The sequence below is a fragment of the Thalassotalea profundi genome (assembly GCF_014653195.1).
Taxonomy (GTDB): domain Bacteria; phylum Pseudomonadota; class Gammaproteobacteria; order Enterobacterales; family Alteromonadaceae; genus Thalassotalea_B; species Thalassotalea_B profundi.
In genome coordinates, this window is record NZ_BNAH01000004.1 from 299,907 (window position 1) to 318,699 (window position 18,793).

The 18,793-nt window shown below is 37.3% G+C and carries 13 protein-coding genes and 1 other RNA gene; 9 read left to right on the forward strand and 5 right to left on the reverse strand.

Annotated features, from left to right (window positions below; genetic code table 11):
- Positions 1-204: 204 nt before the first annotated feature.
- Positions 205-3,276, forward strand: a complete 3,072-nt coding sequence (locus tag IE155_RS06955; protein ID WP_189377509.1) for a FimV/HubP family polar landmark protein — start codon at positions 205-207, stop codon at positions 3,274-3,276.
- A gap of 125 nt (positions 3,277-3,401) precedes the next feature.
- Here the strand turns inward: IE155_RS06955 and metK are convergent, their stop codons facing one another.
- The 5 genes from metK to IE155_RS06980 form a co-directional block, all read right to left on the reverse strand.
- Positions 3,402-4,589 carry a methionine adenosyltransferase gene (gene metK / locus IE155_RS06960; protein WP_189377510.1) on the reverse strand — a complete coding sequence of 396 codons (1,188 nt, stop codon included), beginning with the start codon at positions 4,587-4,589 and terminating at the stop codon, positions 3,402-3,404.
- A gap of 185 nt (positions 4,590-4,774) precedes the next feature.
- Positions 4,775-5,587, reverse strand: coding sequence for a glutamate racemase (murI, locus tag IE155_RS06965; protein WP_229817114.1), 813 nt, complete (start codon positions 5,585-5,587; stop codon positions 4,775-4,777).
- Between the two features lie 113 nt (positions 5,588-5,700).
- Positions 5,701-5,882, reverse strand: a non-coding RNA gene (gene ssrS / locus IE155_RS06970) — 6S RNA.
- Positions 5,883-6,027: 145 nt separating this feature from the next.
- Entirely contained in the window at positions 6,028-7,200 is a 1,173-nt protein-coding gene (locus IE155_RS06975) for a hypothetical protein (protein ID WP_189377511.1), read from the reverse strand.
- 27 nt (positions 7,201-7,227) lie between these two features.
- On the reverse strand, positions 7,228-7,536 hold the full coding sequence (locus IE155_RS06980; protein ID WP_189377512.1) for a cell division protein ZapA: 309 nt from the start codon (positions 7,534-7,536) through the stop codon (positions 7,228-7,230).
- A gap of 221 nt (positions 7,537-7,757) precedes the next feature.
- Here IE155_RS06980 and IE155_RS06985 point away from each other — a divergent pair, with 221 nt between their 5' ends.
- From IE155_RS06985 to IE155_RS07020, 8 genes are all read left to right on the forward strand, one after another.
- Positions 7,758-8,327: a UPF0149 family protein gene (locus IE155_RS06985; protein ID WP_189377513.1), complete on the forward strand. Its 570-nt coding sequence runs from the start codon at positions 7,758-7,760 to the stop codon at positions 8,325-8,327.
- An 18-nt stretch (positions 8,328-8,345) separates the two neighbouring features.
- A complete protein-coding gene (gene pepP / locus IE155_RS06990; protein ID WP_189377514.1) occupies positions 8,346-9,677 on the forward strand; it encodes a Xaa-Pro aminopeptidase in 1,332 nt (443 codons plus the stop codon).
- Between the two features lie 20 nt (positions 9,678-9,697).
- Positions 9,698-10,918: a 2-octaprenyl-6-methoxyphenyl hydroxylase gene (ubiH, locus tag IE155_RS06995; protein ID WP_189377515.1), complete on the forward strand. Its 1,221-nt coding sequence runs from the start codon at positions 9,698-9,700 to the stop codon at positions 10,916-10,918.
- 52 nt (positions 10,919-10,970) lie between these two features.
- A complete protein-coding gene (locus tag IE155_RS07000) occupies positions 10,971-12,194 on the forward strand; it encodes an FAD-dependent monooxygenase (protein ID WP_189377516.1) in 1,224 nt (407 codons plus the stop codon).
- 373 nt (positions 12,195-12,567) lie between these two features.
- Positions 12,568-13,656, forward strand: coding sequence for a glycine cleavage system aminomethyltransferase GcvT (gene gcvT, locus IE155_RS07005; protein WP_189377517.1), 1,089 nt, complete (start codon positions 12,568-12,570; stop codon positions 13,654-13,656).
- 90 nt (positions 13,657-13,746) lie between these two features.
- Positions 13,747-14,136 (forward strand): glycine cleavage system protein GcvH, encoded by a 390-nt coding sequence (gene gcvH / locus IE155_RS07010; protein ID WP_189377518.1) that lies wholly within the window; start codon positions 13,747-13,749, stop codon positions 14,134-14,136.
- A 91-nt stretch (positions 14,137-14,227) separates the two neighbouring features.
- Positions 14,228-17,122 (forward strand): aminomethyl-transferring glycine dehydrogenase, encoded by a 2,895-nt coding sequence (gcvP, locus tag IE155_RS07015; RefSeq protein ID WP_189377519.1) that lies wholly within the window; start codon positions 14,228-14,230, stop codon positions 17,120-17,122.
- 146 nt (positions 17,123-17,268) lie between these two features.
- A complete protein-coding gene (locus IE155_RS07020; protein WP_189377520.1) occupies positions 17,269-18,771 on the forward strand; it encodes a sigma-54 interaction domain-containing protein in 1,503 nt (500 codons plus the stop codon).
- Positions 18,772-18,793 lie beyond the last annotated feature (22 nt).

Consider the following 18,793-nt stretch of genomic DNA (forward strand, 5'->3'; position numbering starts at 1 on the left):
TAAATACCAGATATATTAAAGAAAAATTAAAACTCGTCGTTAAAGTAATGACGAGTTTTTTTTATTTATTTCTTTACTTTTTTAAAAGACTTTCTGTGCTAAATTGTTATTATAGATACAGTTGGAATAAACATTGCTTTAAAATTTAAAGATTACTGGTTGCCAAATAATTGGCGACAGTTTAAGAACTGTTAGGAAAACTTAATGCAGCGACTGTTATGCCTGTGCCTCTGGCAGGCTTTATTTATCAGTATTAGCGTGTTTAGCGCAATCACATATGCTTATGAAGAAAGTGGTGTACGCATTCGTGGTGCAAAATCCACAGATGCTTTCGCTTTCAGTCAATATGGACCTATTACTTCGCAAGACACCTTGTGGAATATTGCTATTCAAACTCGCCCAGATCCTAAATTTTCTGTATATCAAGTTATGCAGGCAATACTCACGAAAAACCCTCATGCATTTAATGACAATAATATAAACCACATGATTGATGGTGAAATATTATTGTTACCTTCAATTATAGAAATCGGCAGAATTGATCCGCTTACGGCAAAAATAAAGTCGGAAGAAGCTGATACTAATTGGAATAAAAATACTAGTGGTCAAAATGCTAAGCCTAAGTCGAAAACTCAATCGGTTCAAAAACAAGACTTAGATGCTGCCAAAACAGAAATAAATGAAAAACTACAAAACTTTGGTAGTGATCAAACCAAAAAATTAGAAACTATTCAAAATGATGTGCTTGATTCAATAGATGGCTTACAAGCTATTCTAAGAGAAAATGAAGCACTTAGAGAAAAACTCAATGCTTTTGATAATCAACTTACTGAAATGAAAGAAGAAGTTGCTAAAAGTAAAGAAGTTGAAATACAAATGAACAATGCGAATGCTAAGCTTCAAGCATTGTTAGAGAATGATGATGAACGTAAACAAGAACTTTTATTAGCGAAGCAACAAGCAGAGCTACAAAAAGGAAGCTTTTTATCGAGCCCCGCATTTATAATTTTGAGTGCGTTAACAACGATAAGTTTATTAATAGGTGGCGCATTTTTATTTTTCAAACGCAAAAAATCTGAAGAGCCTAGTCCTAAGCAAGAAACAACCGCTGAAACTATACCCACACCTAGCGAAGACGTTGAAGTAAAAGTACCTGAAAATGAATCTTTATCCCTTGATGATGAATTATCACTAGACGATGAGCTATCTCTAGATGATGAATTATCTCTTGATGACGAGTTGTCTATAGACCTTTCTGAAAATTCAGAGGGTGATGATAGTGACTTATTCGCTGATGACTTAGATGCGTTAAGTGAAGAATTACTTGAAGATGATGTTATCCATTTAGATGATGATATGGGAAGTCTAGATGATTTAGACGAGCTTGATGATTTAGAAGAAATATCACTAGGAGAAGACGGAGAGCCGCTAGAAGGTGGTGCATTAGATCAAAGCGATTTGGATTCATTATTATCAGGCTTAGAAGAAGAGCCTGAGGAAGAAAGTGAAGCACTTGAAGGTGGCACATTAGATCAAAGTTTACTAGATGATTTGTTACTTGATGCAACTGATATTGACGAAACGTTGGAAGATATCCAAGAAGAAAAAGCAGAATTAACCGACCCTGATGATATTGATGCTTTAATGGATTCAATGGCTTCCGGCCCTGCAGATGAGTCTTCTGAAGATGAAATTATCGATGTTGCAAGTGAGTCTGATGACGATAATGTCGAATTAACCGATCCCGATGATATTGATGCATTGATGGATTCAATGGCAGCTGAGTCAAACACAGAAGCACCATCGGAGCCAGAGCCAGAAGATGATAACGCAGAAATAACGGATCCCGATGATATTGATGCATTGATGGACTCAATGGCAGCTGAGTCAAACACAGACACACCAGCCGAGCCAGAGCCAGAAGATGATAACGCAGAAATAACGGATCCCGATGATATTGATGCATTGATGGATTCAATGGCAGCTGAGTCAAACACAGAAGCACCAGCCGAGCCGGAACTTGTTGCGGATAACGCAGAAATAAACGAGCCAGATGAAATAGATAACAGCAACGATGAACAGGATGCTAATAGCGGTGAAGAAAACGGCAACAAAGCATTAATAGATAATTTCACCGAAGAATATGTTGCGCCATTCTTAGCCGCTGATTTTAGCGATATTTTGGCAGGGCATAAATCAGATGAAGCCGATAATAATGAAAACGGGACGGAAGACTTTGATGCGTCGGATATTGATCTTGATGCTCTTCTTGCAGAAAGTGAAAGTAATAGTGATGTCGCGGATGATAAACAAGCTGAAATAGAAGATGAAAATGCTGAATTATCTGAAGATGATATCGATATTGAACAGATATTAGCTGATGTTGATAGTGCTTTACCTGATGCTGCAACAGATGAAGATTCATTACTTGAGACGAACTCGTCGGGTTCTAAAGACATTAATTTAGATGATATTTTTAATACAGTAGAAAGTGACGATGCTGATGATGGTATAGATTTAGCAAGTGAAGGTCTCTTTGGTGATTCAGAGCCAAATGAAAATATTGATGATGATATTTTAGAGGATATTTCAACTGAGTTTGATGAATCTACCTTAACCGATTTATTAAATGATGAAGAATTAACCGATGAAGCAAAGTCAGATGAACCTATTGAGCTAACCCCAGACTTTACCGATAGTAATGTTTTAGCTGATTTATTGTCAGATGATGATAATTCACCTAATAACACTCATGAAGTATCAGAGGCCAATGAGCTAACTGATATACAAGAGTTAGATAATTTAGACTTCGATGAGTTACTTGCTAACATAGAAGAAGAAGCTCCTGTCTCGTCAGATGATGATTTTGATGTAGATGATGCACTTGATATTGGAGATGATCTGAGCACCACTCCTGATGCAGTTGTAAATACTAATGATACAATTAGTGAAGATGAAAGCGAACCTGAACAAGATTTCATTTCTGTAGACTCACTTTTATCAGATAGTCTTGACTCGGATGAAATAGAACCTTATGACAGTACAAATATTGATGTTGGTCTTAATGAATTCCCTGAGTTTTCAATGGGCGCAAATGAATTAGATGTTGATGATGAAGATGATAATGGTGCCGCTGCAAAACTTGACTTAGCGAAAGTTTATATCGAAATTGGCGACAATGAAAATGCCGAAGTTATTTTAATGGATGTTGTCAGTATTGGTGATGCACAACAGCAGTTTGAAGCTCAGCAATTACTAGATAATTTAAATAGTTAAAAAGCTAAACTGCTAACATATAGCTATATTAAGTTAATACAAAAACAAACATAAAAAAACCTCATTTAATGAGGTTTTTTATGTCTTAATTTCGCCTTGTGATCTAGCGAAAATAACTCTCCGAATTACAATCCCGCAGCAGCTTTTAATGCGTCTGCTTTATCTGTTTTTTCCCAAGAAAAGGCAGTAAAGGTATCATCTCCAACTGTCATTTCATATGGTTCACGGCCAAAGTGTCCATACGCTGCAGTTTGACGATACATAGGATGTAGCAGGTCTAACATCTTAGTTATGCCGTAAGGACGTAAGTCAAAATGTTCACGAACAATTTTTACTAACTTCTCTTCTGATATCTTGCCAGTACCAAAAGTATCTACTGAAATTGAGGTAGGCTCTGCAACACCAATGGCATAAGACACTTGAATCTCACAGCGATCTGCAAGTCCAGCCGCAACAATATTCTTTGCAACATAACGACCGGCATACGCAGCACTACGGTCAACTTTTGAAGGATCTTTACCTGAAAAAGCGCCGCCTCCATGACGAGCCATACCGCCATAAGTATCAACAATAATTTTTCGACCCGTTAAGCCACAATCACCTACCGGACCACCAATAACAAAACGTCCTGTAGGATTGATGAAATACTTAGTATCTTTGGTTAATAAATTTGCAGGTAATACCGCTTTAATAATATTTTCCATTACGGCTTCATGTAAATCTTCTTGAGAAATCTCAGGGTTATGCTGAGTTGATAGTACAACGGCATCAATAGCAACAGGCTTGTTATCTTCATAAATAAACGTTACTTGAGATTTTGCATCAGGACGTAACCATGGCAATACACCTGATTTACGCATTTCTGCTTGACGTTCTACCAAACGATGCGAATAGAATAGTGGAGCAGGCATTAAGGTTTCTGTTTCATTTGTTGCATAGCCAAACATTAAACCTTGATCACCAGCACCTTGCTCTTCAGGTTTAACACGATCCACACCTTGTGCAATTTCTGGGGACTGTTGACCTATTAAGTTCATGATGCCGCAGGTTTCACCGTCAAAACCGACATCTGAAGAGGTGTAACCAATATCAGTGATTACTTTACGTGTGAGATCTTCTAAATCAACCCAAGCGGTAGTTGATACTTCACCTGATATAATCGCAACGCCAGTTTTTACCATAGTTTCACATGCGACACGGGCATTTTTATCTTTAGCAATAATAGCGTCTAAAACGGCATCAGAAATTTGATCAGCAATTTTATCTGGATGGCCTTCAGATACAGACTCAGAAGTAAAATAATACCTAGACATAAAACCTCAATTTAATAATAAAATAATGAAAACAGACGAAGCAAATATTTTGCCACAATCGTTAATATGATAATTCTAACGGGATTTTAAAATATTGCTACCTTTTTTACGCCTAGACGTCTAAATGGCTTAAAGTGTATTGGTGATTTAATTAGTTTTATGTTTGTTTTTTATTTTTATATCAATTAGATAGTTATGTTTCTTAAAGTTATGCTTTTTCGCCATAAAAGTGAAAAAACTTTCTCTTGCTGCTTAGTAGCACTACTTGAATAGAATTTAAAAGTGGCAATATGTCCCTTTACAGCATTTAATTGCCGCATTAGTAACTGTCTTTCAAGTTGCTTAGCCACAGGCATAGAGGTTTCTATTAATGTTACGTTATCTCCAAGAAGAGAGATAATTTTTTCACGTAAAAAAGGGTAATGTGTACAACCAAGCACAACAGTATCTATTGTTGTTTTAGTTTGGTGTGCTGGATTAAGCATAGGGGTAAGATATTGCCGCAATAGATCTTGGCAGTGCTTACTATCAATATTATCATTTTCCACAATTTCAACTAACCCAGGGCAAGCTTGAATATAAACCTCAGCGCCTTGCTTATACCTATTGACTAAGTTGATAAAGCGATCATTGTTGGCTGTAGCTTGAGTCACCATAATGGCAACATTATTCGATTTGCTTTGAGCAACAGCTGGCTTTATTGCAGGTTCCACACCAATGATAGGAATTTTAATATTCAGGCGTAATTGCTCGATTGCATTTACCGTAGCGGTATTACAGGCAATGACTAGTGCTTTAACATTTTTGTTGATAAACCATTGCGCAATTTTATTAACGCGCTCAGTTATTTGTTTAGGTGTTAAATTACCGTAAGGGGCATATAAAGAATCAGCAAGGTAAATAAAGGATTCATTAGGCAAAAGTTGATGAATAGCTCTAGTGATAGATAAGCCACCTACACCAGAATCAAAAATACCAATTGGTTGATTATTTTGCACAGTTAACAAGTGACTGACTTATATGTGAAAGATGTTTTGGTATGCTATCAAAGTAGTAAAAAGAATAAAATTTATAAATAACAAATAAATAATTTATGAAGGATAATAAAGGTAAGACTTCCAGAATGCCGCAGTCAACTTTAGTCCTGAACACCGTGTGTTCAGGGCGGAAACTGCACATTTGCCGTAGGCTTCCCAGTACTAGCTGGGCTTGCTCAATAGCGAATGATAAATTTCCTAAGGTAAAACTTATCGGCTCAGGGACATAGAAAACATACAAACACCCCAGAAGACTTAGTTTAATTATAGCTAATCTAACCCAGAGATTTAAGGTTTTTTATTGATTAAAGTACTGAATGCTTACTAACTGAGCCAAGTGGTTTATTTATATGCAGTTATTCTTGGGTTTTGATAATTCTGCCGCAATGAAATGATTAAATTCAGTAGTGTGGCCATTGTGAAATTGGGCATGGTTGGTAGTTAGGGTTTTTTGAGAGTAATATCGCTTCGCTTACTAAGAAGTCACTCGCGCTGGCTTCATTGTATTCCAACGCAATATTCAGCCATTGCTCTGTTAAATGGTTATCATAACTAAGTAAATTTGCAGCTTTCATTAAGAGAGTAAAATCATATATTTGGCTAGTTTTTATGGTCAGTGCTTCGACGGTATCCTGATTACCTTGGCGATCATGATAAATTCGTTGTAAGCTCAAACCTAGCCCTGTATGAAACCTTGTTTTACTTGATTGTTCCATCGTTAGCCCAATTTGTAGGCATAGTTCTTGTGTTTTTATTAATTGAGCCGTATTACAGTATTCTAATGCATGGCTATAACCTAGCGGAAGAGCGGCGGCATAGCCGACCCCTGAAATTAACTGTTCATTAATGCTCTCTGGCGCATATTTTTCTATTGTGTTTCTATGTAATTTTATGGTGTCGAAATAATAGTCATTAAAGTTTTTTGCATAGCTGGCTTTTAATAAAGCTGATTGTACTAGTTCAATTTTGTTTTCTTTAATATATATACTGGCTAATGTTAACCACAAGCTCCCATTATCTTTATCTATTGTTGTGATTGAATCATAAAATTCCTGATTGCAATATGAGTAACTAGCTTGGGTACATTGCGTTAATAAACGATGAAATGATAGTGGTTCATCAGGGGATTTTCTAAAGTAATTGATTAAAGCGTTGTTTCTACTATTTTTGTTTTCTGCATGAATACTTAATTTGTTGTTGAAAAAAAGTATTGAGGCTAACTGCTCATCAGGCTTACTTATATTAAGTTGGCTGTTTATCTCTTTATTAAATTCAGTTACTGATTCTGGATCGTTTTTTACATCGAGATTGCATTCTACTATGTATGGTTGATCAGAGCTTTCAGTAGGAGAATCAGCTTGACTAAAATGATTGCTAGCTAACGCAAGAGGTTTGTCGGTTGTGTTTTGAGAGTTATTTACGATTTTTAATGAGGTGTTTGAGTGTTTATTTGTATTTAAACTGTCAATTTTTATAGCATTCGATATTAAAGAGTTATCTTTAATTGTAAAATATAAAACAATTGTTAATAGACAAAGAATAATAACGCAGATAAAAATTTTGAAGGTTTTCATGTTTCCGTCCTTTGTAACATGAATGGTTTACGCTTTTTTCTTATTTTGTCCTACTGCTTTTTGAATAGTTGATTGCAATAAATCAATTTGATTCTGCATCGCTATTTTTTCTTGGGCTTGCTTTTGTTGGCTGATTAATAAATCATTCGCTAAATTTAATGCCGTCATTAGTAAGTTTTGCTCAGGTGTTTTCGTGGTATTGCTTTGTTGTTGCACCTTAGCTAAACGTTCATTCACTTCTTGTGCCGCCTGCAATAACGAAGTTTCTTGCCCTTTAGGACAAGCAATTTTCATTCGGCGGTTAGCAATATCAATGGTCACACTGTGTTGACTCATAACAACAAATTACTCTTAGTGATAATGTTTTTAGAATTAAAGGGTAGGTTTTCTATCTTACTAAAATAGTTAATAAAAAAGAGAACTTTAACCTACAGGTACAATGGTGGAAACTATAACGAGTGCGATCTTGAGATGCAAGCATTAACCGAGGAAATTATTGTCGCGTGCCTAACTGAAATGTTACGATACAACAATTATTGACATAACAGAAATTTTAAATGACTGATGAATCTTCTTTAGATTTTGCTTCTGTGCAAGCAATTATCACTACCGAAAATGTAAAAGCCCACGGGGCTGAAATCCATGGTGTTTTAACTGGCCTTGTGTGTGCGGGTTATTGCTTTGAAAGTAACGACTATATTAACTTGGTTAATGACATGCTAAATAATGGTGAAGGTTTACCTAATCCATTAAAAAACACTATTAAAATTATGTTTAGCGAAGTATGGCAAACTATTTTAGATGACTCATACGGCTTTAAATTATTATTGCCTGATGACGATGACTCAATAGAAGAGCGTGGTCATGCATTAGGGGTTTGGGTACAGGGATTTAACTTAGGTTTTGGTTTGCAGCATAAAAATCAAACAACCTTATCGGAAGATGTTAAAGAAATATTAAAAGATTTTGGTGAAATTGCCAATCTGTCTGATGAGTTTGAAGACGACGAAGCCACTGAGCAAGCTTATTATGAAATATCTGAATACGTACGTATGTCTGCATTATTATGTTTTACTGAATTAGGCTCTCCTCCTGAACCCAATAATAAACCTGATGTTATACATTAATAAATAGAGTGATTGTTTATGATTAATTGCGCATTACCCAACAGCGAATTTGTTACTCGTCGTCAACAATTTATTGATCAGATGGCTGATAATTCAATCGCTGTATTTTTTGCGGGAAAAGAAGTCACTCGTAGTAATGATACAGAATACTTATTTTGCCAAGATAAAAACTTTTTATATTTAACAGGGTTTAATGAACCCGAAGCTATTTTGATCATGGTAAAAAGTGGTGATGGTCAAAGTTTTCTGTTTTGTCGTGAGAAAGACCCTTTTCAAGAAGTTTGGCACGGCAAAAGGGTAGGTGCAGAAAAAGCCCAATCACATTATGCGTTTGATCAAGCGTTTAATCTTGCCGACTTTAAAGAAAAATTTACTGAATTATTGGGCAACAAAGAACAGTTGTGGTTTTGTCATGGTATTGATAAAGCAAATGAGCAACAGCTTATGAGTTGTTTAGCTAAAGTAAAAGGGCAGTCGCGACAAGGGATTACTGCGCCGAATATAATCTTTGATTGTCAAGAAGTGGTTAACGAAATGCGCTTAATTAAAAGCGCTGCTGAAATAGCGATAATGAAGCAAGCTAATGTGATCAGCGGTGGTGCTCATCAACGCGCTATGGAAAAATGTCGCCCTGAACTTTATGAGTTCCAAATAGAAGCGGAATTATTGCATGAATTTGCGCGTCATGGCGCCAGACATGCGGCTTATAACAGCATAGTTGCCGGTGGCGATAATGCGAATATATTACATTATACTGAAAATGATCAGCCTTTAGTTGATGGTGAACTATTACTGATTGATGCTGGCGGAGAGTTACATGGTTATGCCGCTGACATAACTAGAACTTTTCCTATTAATGGTATTTTTACTGAACCGCAAAAGCAGCTCTACCAACTAGTATTATCAGCACAAGATAAAGCCATAGCAGCGATTAAACCAGGTGTTACACTTGGTGAATTAAACGATATAGCGTGTGAAGTATTAACTCAAGGTTTGTTAGCACTTGGCATTCTAATTGGTGATTATCAACAATTGCTCAATGATAAAGCCTGTAAAAAGTACTTTATTCACGGCTTAGGACATTGGTTAGGCTTAGATGTGCATGACGTAGGCGATTATCAGATGAAAAATAAACGTCAAAGCCGACCGTTTCAATCGGGTATGGTATTGACCATCGAACCGGGGCTTTATATTCCTGCTGATGCAATAGACGTTGAAGAAAAATGGCGTGGTATAGGGATTCGAATTGAAGATAATATCTTGGTTACTGATCTAGGTCATGAAAATTTAACGGTAAATGCACCAAAATCAATTAAAGAAATTGAATCAATAATGGCCGCTCAGAAATAAACATAAAAATTAAGATATCTATGACATTAACACAGCAAAATTTTGACATTGTTATTGCCGGTGGCGGTTTATCTGGTGCATTAGCAGCGATAGCATTGTCGGCTATTAAACCTAAACAAGGTGAAGGCTTATCGATTGCTGTGATTGAAAAAAATCCATTACACGAAGATCCGAAACAAAGCTTTGATGATCGAGTTTTAGCCTTGTCACATGCAAGCGCCAATTATCTTAAAGAATTGGGTGTTTGGTCGTATTTAACCGATGTTAGCCAAGCTATTGCAGATATTCATATTTCTGATCGAGGTTATTATGGTAAAGCGCGAATAGCGGCTAAAGATCATCAAGTAGAAGCTTTAGGTTATGTTGTTGAAATGGCGAAAATTGGTAAAGCCTTACTCAATACTTTAAAACACAACAAGCAAGTTACTTGGTTTTGTCCTGATATAATTACGTCGATTGACTGGCAGCAAGAATCAGTGAATGTTGAGCTTGGATCAGGCGCGAAAATAAGTGCTAAATTGTTACTTGGCTGCGATGGCGCACAGTCTCAGTGTCGACAAGCGGCTAATATATCCATAAATTCAAAGCCTTATCAACAATCAGCATTAATTACTAATGTTGCTATGGTAAAGCCTCATAATAATGTAGCTTATGAGCGTTTTACTGAATTTGGTCCTATTGCAATGTTACCGCTAACGTCCCAAACAGGTAGTGAAAAAAGTCATCGTTGCTCTCTCGTTTGGACATTACCACCTGAACAAGCTCAAGAAGTTAAAACATTAGCAGATAAAGACTTTAAAATTACATTAGAAAAAGCGTTTGGTAGCTGGCTTGGCGGTGTTGAAAAGCTTGGTGTTCGTCATGTTTATCCACTAAATTTAGTACAAGCACAGTCACAGGTTTATCATCGCATGGCGTTAATTGGCAATGCATCCCATACTATTCATCCGATAGCAGGGCAAGGATTCAACTTAGGCTTAAGAGATGTTCAACAACTTGCTCAACATATTGAAGATGCGATTTTCCAAAATACTGACTACGCACAGTTTGCACAACTTTCAATGTATGCTGAAAAAAGAAAGCAAGATCATAACGCTGTTATTGAGCTTACTGATTCATTAGTCACGTTATTTTCTAATCACTTGCCTCCTTTGGTTATTGGAAGAAATATCGGTTTGAAAGTGCTCAATTATCTAACTCCGCTTAAAAATGCTTTCGTCAATAAAACGATGGGTTATTAATTTATGCGACAATTACTATTGGCGAAGAATATACTCTTAAATGTGAAAAATTATGCAAAAATTTGATATTTTAATTGTTGGTGGCGGCATGGTTGGGTTAACAACGGCACTGGCTATTCGTAAGTTAACGTCATTAAGTGTGGCTATTGTTGATACTACACAATTAACACCTTTGTCAGATACACCAGAAACACGAGTAAGCGCAATTAATATCGCTAGTCAGCAATTATTTGCAAATTTAGGCGTGTGGGAAAATATAACCAATCAACGTCTTCAAGCTTATCAGCATATGCACGTTTGGGATCAAGCGGGTAATGGTCATATTGACTTTAGCAGTGATGAACTTAATAACAATTATCAGCTTGAGCAATTAGGTTGGATCATTGAAAACAATGTAATTCGTCAAGCCTTATGGCAAAAAGCAGAGCAAGACAGTGGTATCGAGTTTTTTACTCAAGAAAATCTAACAAGTTTATCGATGGGCGACTCTGAAGTGTTTGCCAGTTTTACTAATCACACACCACTTATTGCAAAATTGGTCATTGGAGCCGATGGTGCGCACTCTTGGGTACGCAAGCAGATGCAAATGAATTTAACTTTTAGTGATTACGACCATCATGCCATTGTTGCTACGGTTGAATGTTCTCAGGGCCATAACAATACAGCCTGGCAAGTTTTTTTACCTACAGGCCCGTTAGCATTATTGCCATTGTTTAGTGAAAATATGTGTTCAATAGTTTGGTCAACTTCACCACAAGAAGCTCAGCGTTTAATTAAACTCAGTGCTGATGACTTTGCCAAAGAACTCACCGCACAAAGTGATGCTAAATTAGGTAATGTAACGCTAAAAAGCGAACGCTTTACCTTCCCCCTTACTATGCGTTTTGCCCAAGATTTTGTACAAAACAAAGTTGTGCTTGTTGGCGATGCCGCACATACCATTCACCCATTAGCTGGACAAGGTGTTAACTTGGGCTTGTTAGATGCCGCCAGTATCGCGCAAACCTTAGCTGAAAGTAATGAAACAGATCACTGTTTTACTGAAAAGTCATTAGCAAGTTATCAACGTTGGCGTAAAGCTGAGGCTAGCGATATGATTGCTGCCATGGCACTGATTAAAAAAGTATTTGAACCTCATCACCCGATAATTAATACCATTCGTGGTATGGGTATGAGCGCGCTTAATCAACTTAGCCCAGTGAAAAGTTTATTAATAAAACACGCACTTGGCTTAAAAACTTATCAACCAAAACTAACGTTAAAAAATAAGAGTTAGAGTACTAGAGCACTAGGGTACTAAATCTTTAAGTTTATGTTTTATTCTTATGCTAGAACCTAGAAAATAATCTTTTATCATTTTGTCACTGAATTTTCTTTGTTGGAATATATGATTTTTTCGTTATTAACGGTTAAGACCGTATTTTAGGTGTTAATTTGAAATTATATTCGGAATATTTTATTTATATGGGTTAATATTTTAATTTGTTGTTTTTAGTTGTTGTATCAACATGAGTGCAGGAGTATAATCTTGCTCAAATTTTACCAGATCGCGTGTTTGCTCTACTGCTATCTTAGTCTTTCTTATTGTGACTTTTGTTAGCGTTTACATTAAAGCAGAGTAAGTTCACCATATAAATGAGTACATTATTATGACAAGTAAAACCGTATTGCATGCAAAGCACCTTGAATCCGGCGCTAAAATGGTTGATTTCCACGGTTGGGAAATGCCAATTAACTATGGCTCTCAAATTGAAGAACATCATGCAGTTCGTCAAGATGCAGGTATGTTCGATGTATCTCACATGACCATAGTGGATATTCAAGGCGCAGACGCAAAAGCTTTTTTACGTCGCTTAGTTATTAATGATGTAGAAAAACTTAATGTTGCAGGTAAAGCGTTATACACAGGAATGTGTAATAACGAAGGTGGTGTAATTGATGATTTAATTATCTATTTCTTCACAGAAACAGATTATCGTTTAGTGGTTAACTCAGCTACACGCGAAAAAGATTTAGCTTGGATCAATCAACAAGCACAAGGGTTTAACGTTACTATTACAGAGCGCCCTGAATTTGGCATGATTGCAGTTCAAGGCCCACAAGCAAAAGCGAAAGTAGCAACATTACTTAATGCAGAGCAAACACAAGCTGTTGATGGCATGAAGCCATTTTTTGGTGTACAGGCAGGCGACTTATTTATCGCAACGACAGGTTACACGGGTGAAAATGGCTACGAAATTGTTGTTCCAGAGGCACAAGCTGCTGATTTATGGCAACAATTATTAGATGCAGGCGTAAGACCTTGTGGGTTAGGTGCTCGTGACACTTTACGTTTAGAAGCAGGTATGAACTTATATGGTTTAGACATGGACGAAAGTGTTTCACCATTAGCGGCAAACATGGCGTGGACTATTAGTTGGGAGCCATCAGATCGTAACTTTATTGGTCGTGATGCATTAGCCGCTCAAAAAGCGTCAGGCGATCAACCAAAACTTGTTGGCTTAGTATTAACCGAAAAAGGCGTATTACGCTCAGGTTTAACGGTTGTTACTGCTGATGGCGAAGGCACAATAACTTCAGGTACATTTTCACCAACACTAGGTCATTCAATTGCTATGGCACGAGTGCCTCGTAGCGTTAAAATTGGTGATACAGTAGAAGTTGAAATGCGTAAAAAATTGGTTAAAGTTAACGTAGTAAAACCAAGCTTTGTGCGTAATGGTCAAAGCCAATTATAATTGTAATATTTTCATTTGATGCTCTATAGTAAATAACGAGTTAGTGCATTAAAGCGATTTAAAATTAATAACACATTAGGAACAATAAAAATGAGCAATATTCCTTCAGAATTAAAATATGCTACATCACACGAATGGGTTCGAAATGAAGGCGAGGGTATCGTTACTGTTGGTATTACTGAACATGCACAAGGCCTTTTAGGTGATATGGTGTTTGTTGAGTTACCAGAAGTTGGTGATAATGTGAGTACAGGTGACGACGTTGCAGTTGCAGAGTCTGTTAAAGCGGCATCAGATATTTATGCGCCTGTTTCTGGAGAGATTGTAGAAGTTAATGAAGACCTAGAAGATTCACCTGAGTTAGTTAACTCAGATGCATTTGGTGATGGTTGGATGTTCAAAATTAAATTAGACGATGAAAGTGAATTAGAAAGCCTTCTTGATGCAGAAGGTTATGAGCATTCAATCGACGAAGATTAATTAAAAGTTAACAATTAATTAAAAGCCCCAAACGATGTTTGGGGCTTTCTTTTTTATTTATTAAGTACGTATTTTAAAGAGACGCTGTTTTATGACTACTCCATCTTTGTTTGAATTAGAGCAAACGCAAGACTTTATTCGTCGTCACATTGGCCCAGACGAAGTGCAAACCCAAGCGATGTTAAATGATATTGGTGCAGAATCTGTTGATTCACTTATCAATGAAATTGTTCCAAGTGATATTCGTTTAGCTGATTTACCAAAGATTGAAGCAAGTAAAACAGAAGTTAAAGCTTTGGCTGACTTAAAAGAAATAGCCAGCAAAAATATCGTAAACGATACCTATATTGGTTTAGGGTATTACGGCACATTAACACCTAATGTAATTTTACGTAATGTGTTAGAAAATCCAGGCTGGTATACGGCTTATACGCCATATCAACCAGAAATTGCGCAAGGTCGTTTAGAGTCTTTACTAAACTACCAACAAATGTGTATTGATTTAACCGGTTTGGAACTAGCGTCTGCATCGTTATTAGATGAAGGCACTGCCGCTGCTGAAGCAATGGCACTGGCAAAACGCGTTTCAAAAAATAAAAAATCAAACCTATTCTTTATCTCAAGTGATGTTTATCCACAAACTATTGATGTTGTTAAGCAACGCGCAGAAATGTTTGGTTTTGACATTATTGTAGCCCCTGCGGTTGAAGCGCCTGATCATGATGTGTTTGGTGCCTTATTACAATACCCTAGCGCCACCGGTGAGGTAACTGATATTAGCGACCTTATTGCTAAAATTCATGACAACAAAGGTATTGTTGCCGTAGCTGCCGATATTATGAGTTTGGTTTTGTTAAAAGCGCCAGGCGAATTAGGTGCAGATGCTGTTATTGGTTCAAGTCAACGTTTTGGTGTACCAATGGGCTATGGTGGACCTCATGCCGCATTTTTCACAACATCAGATAAATACAAACGCTCATTACCTGGTCGTATAATAGGTGTGTCTAAAGATACTCGTGGCAACCCTGCATTACGTATGGCAATGCAAACACGTGAGCAACATATTCGTCGTGAAAAAGCTAATTCAAATATTTGTACTGCTCAGGTATTACTAGCTAACATGGCTGCGTTTTACGCGGTATATCATGGCCCTAAAGGCTTAAAAGTTATTGCTGAGCGCATACATCGCTTTGCTGATATTTTAGCGCATGCAGCAAACTTTAAAGGGCTTTCACCTTTACATGGTTTTTATTTCGATACATTAACGTTTAATGTGTCAACCGACTTAAAAGCTGAAATTGTAAATCGCGCATTAGCGAAAGGCGTTAACTTACGTACTGACGTAGACAGTCAAATTAGTATCTCACTTGACGAAACAACAACACGCGAAGATGTTTACACCTTATTTGATATTTTATTTGGTGATGATCATGGTTTAAATATTGAAGGTATCGATGCTGAAGTTCGCGCCTTAGGTAATATTTCAATTCCAGAATCATTAGTGCGTGAATCTGAGATATTAACGCACCCAGTGTTTAACTCGTACCACTCAGAAACAGAGATGTTACGTTACATTAAAAAACTAGAAAACAAAGATTTAGCGCTTAACCATTCAATGATCTCGCTTGGCTCATGTACCATGAAGTTAAACGCAACAGCCCAAATGATCCCTGTATCTTGGCCTGAATTTGCTAATATGCACCCGTTTGCTCCAATGGACCAAGCACAGGGTTACAAGCAAATGATTGACGAACTAGGCGATGCATTAGTTGAATTAACAGGTTACGACAATATTTCAATGCAACCTAACTCAGGGGCACAAGGTGAATATGCAGGCCTTATTGCTATTCATAAATACCACCAAAGTCGAGGCGATGCACATCGTAATATTTGTTTAATACCAGCATCTGCACATGGCACCAACCCAGCGTCAGCGCAAATGGTAGGCATGAAAGTAGTTGTGGTAGATTGTGATAAACAAGGTAACGTAGACATGAACGACTTGCGCGCTAAAGCAAGTGAAATGGCTGATAACCTTTCTTGTATCATGATCACATACCCGTCAACACACGGCGTATACGAAACAACCATCGCTGAAATTTGTAATATTATCCATGAGCATGGTGGCCAAGTTTACCTTGACGGTGCAAACATGAACGCGCAAGTAGGTTTAACATCACCTGGGTTTATTGGCGCCGACGTGTCTCACCTTAACTTGCATAAAACCTTTTCAATTCCTCATGGCGGTGGTGGCCCAGGTATGGGACCAATTGGTGTTAAATCACACCTTGCACCATTTTTACCCGATCATCCATTAGTCACGGTAAATGAAACAACCAAAGGTAACGGCGCTGTATCAGCAGCACCATTTGGTAGTGCTGGCATTTTATGTATTTCATACCTTTATATTGCTCTATTAGGTAGAAAAGGCGTAACTGATGCCACTAAATACGCTATAACTAATGCGAACTACTTAGCGAAAAAACTGAGCCAGCATTATCCTATTTTGTATACAGGTAAAAATGGTCGTGTTGCTCACGAATGTATTGTTGATTTACGCCCAATAAAAGAAGCGTCTGGCATTACGGAAATGGACGTAGCTAAGCGTTTACAAGATTATGGCTTTCATTCTCCGACCATGTCTTTCCCTGTAGCGGGTACGTTAATGATCGAACCAACAGAATCGGAAGCTAAGCCAGAGCTTGATCGCTTTATTGAAGCAATGACTTGTATTCGTGATGAAATTCGCAAGGTAGAGCAGGGTGAGTGGACGTTAGAAAATAACCCACTGCATAATGCACCGCATACGTTAGCCGATATTACTGATGCAAACTGGGATCGCGATTACTCAATTGCACAAGCTGTATTCCCAGTACCAGCGGCAGCCGCTAATAAATTTTGGCCAACGGTTAACCGCATAGATGATGTATATGGGGATCGTAACTTGATCTGCAGTTGCCCTCCGGTTTCAACATATCAAGATTAGTTAACTGTTGTTGTCGATCAACAATTAAGATTGTGAACGCATGATTTAGAAAAGGCGAATCAGAGATGGTTCGCCTTTTTTAATGGGTAATTTTTTTTATTTCATGTAAGATGATTTACAAATGAATAAGAATAAGCAATTGGACAGTGCATACACTTTTTACGTGGCTTGGTAATCGCGATATTGAAAACATGGAACAGGAACAGAATGCTGCTATTGTTTCACTTGCGACAAAATCCGAAGTTCCATTTGATAAAATAGTCATTCTTTCCAACAAAGATGAAGCTAAGTGGGATTCGTTTGAGCGCTTTCTGAAAAAGCGGATGGCGATGATAAGCCGACCATCTGAAGATATTAAAATCCACTTAGCGCAAATCCAAAGTCCAATTGACTACCAATCTATTTCAATCGAAACAGGAAAGTGGATCACAAAGTTATCTGAAGAGTCAGACATTCTCTCAATTAACCTAACTTCTGGTACACCTGCTATGACAACGCTTTCTGTGCTTCATGGAAAGGGAAAGTCTAATACTCGCTTTGTGCAATCGTCCCCGAAAAACGTTATTGAAGAAGTCGAAATACCACTGGATTTCGGTAAAGAATACGTTATGTCTGCCTCGAAGAACATTGCTCATATAGCGACCTCATTACCTAAGGTACAAAAGGCGTTTTCAGAATTAACTGCCAAGTCAAAAACAATGGCTGATGTGGTTGAAAAAGCTAAAAGAATAGCGGCATCTGAAGTTCCAGCACTTATTTTAGGTGAAACTGGTACTGGTAAAGAGCTAATGGCAAATGCTATTCACAAAGGTAGTCTGAGAGGCAATAAGCCTATAAGAGTCGTAAACTGTGGTGCGCTTGCTGAAAATCTAGTTGATTCAACACTGTTTGGTCATAAAAAAGGGGCGTTTACTGGCGCAGATAAAGATTATGCAGGTCTATTTGAGCAAGCTAACGGTGGAACCTTATTTTTAGATGAAGTTGGTGAATTAAAGCCTGATATACAAGTTAAGCTTCTAAGGACATTACAGCAAGGTGAAATTACCAGACTTGGTGATACAAAAACCATTAATGTCGATGTGCGCGTTATTGCTGCCACCCACCAAGATTTGACCACCTTGATTGAACAAGGGGATTTTCGAGAAGATCTGTTTTACCGCTTAGCGGTGGGCATTATCAATATGCCACCACTACGCGATCGAATAGAAGATATTCCAGTCATAGTTGAACAACTGACAGACCAAATTAATGAGTCGGGGTCCAAACATCCAGACTACATAAGTAAAAAAGTTTCCGAAAATGGAATTAAATTTATTTTATCGCAATCATGGCTAGGCAATATTCGTGAATTATGGAGCACATTAAACCGAGCGTTCTTGTGGTCAGATTTACAAACTATTACAGATAAAGATCTTAGTGATGCGATAATTAATCGACATCAAAGTAATGATTGTACAGATGTCGTATTATCTTATAATGACAAAGTAGATATTACTCAACTTACTGAGCAGTATCAAAAAAAATATATTGAAGCAGCATTGAAGGCGAGCGGTAATGTTAAGAAACACGCTACCCAAATGTTAGGCTTAAAAGATCATCAAACGCTAACAAATTGGATGAAGCGTCTAGGAATAGAAAGCGAAAAATAATAGGAACAATAGTATTGGTATT